At 70.5% G+C, this 4,539-nt stretch carries 4 protein-coding genes; 2 read left to right on the top strand and 2 right to left on the bottom strand.

Annotated elements, in window-relative coordinates; translation table 11 throughout:
• Positions 1-2,300, bottom strand: a 2,300-nt coding sequence (locus DD1DGNOD_RS06090; protein ID WP_241255498.1) for a bifunctional FO biosynthesis protein CofGH, incomplete at its 3' end; no start/stop codon positions are given.
• Positions 2,301-2,449: 149 nt separating this feature from the next.
• Positions 2,450-2,701 (bottom strand): hypothetical protein, encoded by a 252-nt coding sequence (locus DD1DGNOD_RS06085; RefSeq protein ID WP_241255497.1) that lies wholly within the window; start codon positions 2,699-2,701, stop codon positions 2,450-2,452.
• 265 nt (positions 2,702-2,966) lie between these two features.
• On the opposite strand from DD1DGNOD_RS06085, the gene DD1DGNOD_RS06080 reads away from it, so the two are divergent.
• Together DD1DGNOD_RS06080 and cofD are read left to right on the top strand one after the other, a co-directional pair.
• Positions 2,967-3,578, top strand: coding sequence for a TetR/AcrR family transcriptional regulator (locus DD1DGNOD_RS06080; RefSeq protein WP_241251274.1), 612 nt, complete (start codon positions 2,967-2,969; stop codon positions 3,576-3,578).
• 135 nt (positions 3,579-3,713) lie between these two features.
• On the top strand, positions 3,714-4,539 hold an 826-nt coding region (gene cofD, locus DD1DGNOD_RS06075), incomplete at its 3' end, for a 2-phospho-L-lactate transferase (RefSeq protein WP_241255496.1).

Raw genomic sequence — 4,539 nt, 5'->3', positions numbered from 1 at the left:
GGCGTGTCCACATGCCCGTACATCATCGTGGCGGACGACCGCAGGCCCACCTGGTGGGCGGTTGTGATGATTTCCACCCAGGTCGAGGCCGGCAGCTTGCCCTTGGTCAGCACCCAGCGCACGTCGTCGTCGAGGATCTCGGCGGCCGTTCCCGGAATCGAGTCGACGCCGGCCTCGCGGGCCGCTGTCAGCCAGTCGCGGATGGACAGACCTGTCCGGCTGACCCCGTTGACGACCTCCATCGGAGAATAGGCATGCAGGTGCACACCGGGCACCCGGCTCTTGATCTCGCGGGCCAGGTCGAAGTAGGCGGTCCCGGGCAGGTCCGGGTGGATGCCCCCCTGCATGCATATCTCGGTGGCGCCGACCGCCCACGCCGCTTCGGCCCGGGCGCCGACCTCCTGCTGGGACAGCGTGTAGGCGTCGGCGTCACCCCGTCGCTGCGCAAACGCGCAGAACCGGCATCCGGTGTAGCAGACATTCGTGAAGTTGATGTTCCGGTTGACGATGTAGGTGACGTCGTCACCGACGGCGTCCCGTCGCAGGTCGTCCGCGAACCGGCAGAGCTCCTCCAGCGCTGCGCCCGACGCGCCGAACAGGGCGAGGGCGTCGGCGTCGCTGATGCCCGCCGGATCGTCGGCCGCATGGCGCAGCGCGGTCCTTGTGTCGCCGTCGAGGCGCGCCGGCGCGGTTCCGCCGGCGCCGGCGGAACCATCCCCCCCGGCTCCCGCCCCGGCTCCGGTTCCGGCCTGCGAAGCCGTGCCGGGCACGGGCACATCCGGTGCGGCACGGGTTCCCGTGCCGACCACCCCGTCGGCGCCGGTGCCCGCGGCGCTGACCTGTTCGCGCAGGACGTCCCAGTCCCCGTAGACCGACGCGAAGTCCGCCCTGCGGTCGGTGCGGCGGCCGGAGACGTCGATGGCCGCCTGCAGGTCGACCCGGCCGCTGTCGGCGAGGCCGCCGTCCGGTTCCTGCCAGGGGCGGCCCACCGCGACCGCTGCGGCCCGCAGCAGCCCGTCCGCAGCGCCCAGCGCGTCCACGTACGGGCGCAGCCTGGGGTCCAGCCACGGTTCGTCCAGGTAGGGCGGGTAGGCGGTCAACCGTGGCCGCAATGTGAAGCCGGCCGCCGCCGTGACCGCGGCCAAGGTCGCCACCGCCGGCCAGGGCCGTTCCGGGTTGACGTGGTCCGGGGTCACCGGTGACACCCCGCCCCAGTCGTCGATGCCGGCGGCCAGCAGCAGCGCGCACTCGTTGGGGTCGACCAGGTTCGGCGGCGCCTGTACCCGTAGGGACGGGCCGAGCACCAGCCTGGCAACGGCGACCGCCGCGGCAAGCTCCTCGGCGCCGACGTCGGGTGCACCCCGCATCGCCGTGTCGTCCTTGGCCCGGAAGTTCTGGACGATCACCTCCTGGATGCCACCGTAGCGGCGGGCCACCGCCCTGATCGCGAACAGCGTCTCGGCGCGTTCCAGGTAGGTCTCGCCGATACCGAGCAGCAGGCCGGTGGTGAACGGCACCGACAGCCGGCCGGCGTCCTCCAGCACCCGCAGCCGGCGGGCCGGCTCCTTGTCGGGCGAGCCGTGGTGCGGGCCGCCCGGAGTGGACCACAGTCGGGTCGCGGTCGTCTCCAGCATCATGCCCATGGACGGCGCGACCGGTTTGAGCCGAGCCAGCTCCTGCCAGGACAGCACCCCGGGATTCAGGTGTGGCAGCAGCCCGGTCTCCTCCAGGACGGCGATGCCCGCCGCCCGCAGGTAGCCGAGGGTGGAGTCGTAGCCGTGGGTGTCCAGCCACTGGCGCGCCGCCGGCCAGCGATCCTCGGGACGATCACCCAGGGTGAACAGCGCTTCCGCGCAGCCCGCCGCCGCGCCTCTGCGGGCGATCTCGACGACCTCGTCCAGGCTCAGGTAGGGCGCGGACAGCCGGTGCGGGACGGTCGCGAACGTGCAGTAGTGGCACCTGTCCCGGCACAACCGCGTGAGGGGGATGAACACCTTCGGCGAATAGGTGATCGTGTCCGGACGCCCGGCCGAGCGCAGGCCCGCGTCCCGTACCCGTGCCGCCGACGCGGACAGATCAACGAGATCGTCCTCGCGGGCGGCCATCAGCACGGCCGCCTCCACCGCGTCGAGGACCACACCGTCGCGGGCCCGCCGCAGCGCGCGCCGCAGCGCTGGGCCCGCCGGCGGCGGCTGGGCACCGGGCCGTACCGGTCGCCTGGCGTCAGGCGTCACCGCCGGTGTGGCGTCGTTCGCCGCGGCGCGGGACGAATTGTGCGCGGGCTCCCGCGATCTCGTCATCTACCCACCCGAATCCCAATGATCAGATATCAAGAACGACGCGATCATGCTTTTCTCGCGCCCGAGCCGCAATGGCGCCCGGCCACGCCGCCAAGACCGCCGCAACGATTCGGTTGGCTACCGTCAGTGCCTGAAGGAGGCCCTGGTCACTAGGTGGCGATGGTGCGCAGCCGGCCGACAACACCGAGGGTGTTGTACGTCCGGGCGCGAGCGGCAAGCCGGTCGCAACGCCGGGACACCGGGTCGCCGGCCGGCGCCGGGGGCCTGCCCGCGGTACGGCGTATCTGCGAACGCCTGGCGGCCTCGACCTGCGGATGGCGTGCGCCGGCCAGCGCCCGGGCAAGAATTGCCGTGAGGGCGTCGAGGCTGTGGCTCATAACGGTCGGCTTCGGCTGGGACATGGATCGTCCTTTCCGGTTGCGGCGCCGCGTGCCGGCAGCGCCCGCCCCCAGTCTCACCACCCTCTCTAAGCAGAATCAAGAGATACGACGCACCAAATACGATCCGCTACCCCTTCAAGATCATCACGTAAGCAGGACAAATAATGACCTTGACGGGTGGATACGCCGATAACGGGCGACACATCCACCGTTGACATCCATCACGTGTCGCTGATCCGTGCACCTTCCTCCGACCTACGGCAGCGGCTGTCGCTAGGCTGATCAGGTGCCGCGTAACCGCCAGGAGGTCCCACGCGAGGAGCGAATAGACGCGCTGCTGGCCGTCGCCGAGCAACAGTTCCTCGCCCGGGGCTTCGCCGCCACCTCCGTCGCTGAAATCGCCCGGGCCGCGGGCATTGAGCCGGGCTCGGTCTACTGGTATTTCCGATCGAAGGACCACGCCTTCGCCGCCGTCCTCAACCGGCTTCTCGACGGTGAGGTCGACCGTATCGACGCATTCGACGGCGATCCGGCGCAGAAGCTGTTCGCGGCCCTGGACTCGGTCGAGCGCCGGCGCTCCCTGCATCCCTGTGTGGCCGAACGTGCGCCGCACTCGCCGACGGTCATGGAGTACCACGAACGGCTGCACTCCTGGCTCCACGATCTGGCTCTCGCCACGGTCACCGACCATGTCGACGAAACGGAGCAGGACATCGCCGCGGACGCGGTCGTCGCCACGATCGAAGGCGGGCTGGCCGACCCCGCTCCGACGCGACCGACCAGCAGCCTTGTGCGCTATCTGCTGGCCGCATTCACCGCCCACGATCCCGAAACCGGAGTCAGATCCGAAACCGGAGCCAGGCCGGAAACCGCAGCCAGGACCATCCCACCGTCCTAGCTGGCTGAAGAGGCTGGCCGAAGAGGACGCGATCATGGTTTTACGCGCTCGGAGGCCCCGGAATCCACAGCCATCGTCGGCGACAGCACGCGGATAGGGTCGAAGGGTGACACAATCGCGGGACGTGAGGGTCAGGTGAAGATCACAGCGCTCGCGGGCGGCATCGGGGGATCCCGTTTCCTGCTCGGTGCGAGAGCCGCGTTACCCGACGCCGAAATCACGGTGATCGGTAACACCGGTGACGACATCACCCTGCACGGCCTGCGTATCTGCCCCGACCTCGACACCGTCATGTACACCCTCGGCGGGGGTATTTCCACCGAGCGTGGCTGGGGTCGCCACGCGGAGACGTTCACCGTGGCCGACGAATTGGCGACCTACGGCGTCGGTCCGGCCTGGTTCGGGCTCGGCGACCGCGATCTTGCCACCCATCTCGTCCGCACGCAGATGCTAGCCGCCGGCTATTCACTCACCGACGTGACCGCGGCGCTGTGCCAACGCTGGAAGCCAGGGCTGCGCCTGCTGCCGATGAGTGACGACAGGGTCGAGACACACGTGGTCATCGAAACCGACGAGGGACGGCGGGCCGTGCACTTCCAGGAGTGGTGGCTGCGGATGCGTGCCGCCACCCCGGCCAGGGAAATCATTTCGGTCGGAGCCGAGAAGGCACGACCGGCACCGGGAGTTCTCGACGCGCTCGCGAACGCCGACCTCGTGCTGCTCCCGCCGTCGAATCCGGTGGTGTCCATCGGGTCGATCCTCGCCGTGCCGGGGCTGCGGGAGGCGCTGATCGGGACGCCCGCTCCCGTCGTCGGGGTGTCCCCGATCATCAGCGGTGCCCCGGTGCGCGGCATGGCGGACGCCTGCCTGCGCGCGATCGGCGTGGCCACCACCGCAGGCGCGGTCGGCGCCCACTACGGCGGGCGCGGGCACCGCGCTCCCGGTGGCGCGGGCGCGGGCG

The organism is Candidatus Protofrankia californiensis, assembly GCF_900634765.1.
Lineage (GTDB): Bacteria > Actinomycetota > Actinomycetes > Frankiales > Frankiaceae > Protofrankia > Protofrankia californiensis.
The sequence above is the reverse complement of the archived record's forward strand: the minus strand, read 5'-3'. Positions and strand labels throughout refer to the sequence as shown.

Coding starts and splice junctions, on each gene's coding strand:
- DD1DGNOD_RS06085 (WP_241255497.1), bottom strand. CDS start 2,701: ATGTCCCAGCCGAAGCCGACCGTTATGAGCCACAGCCTCGACGCCCTC.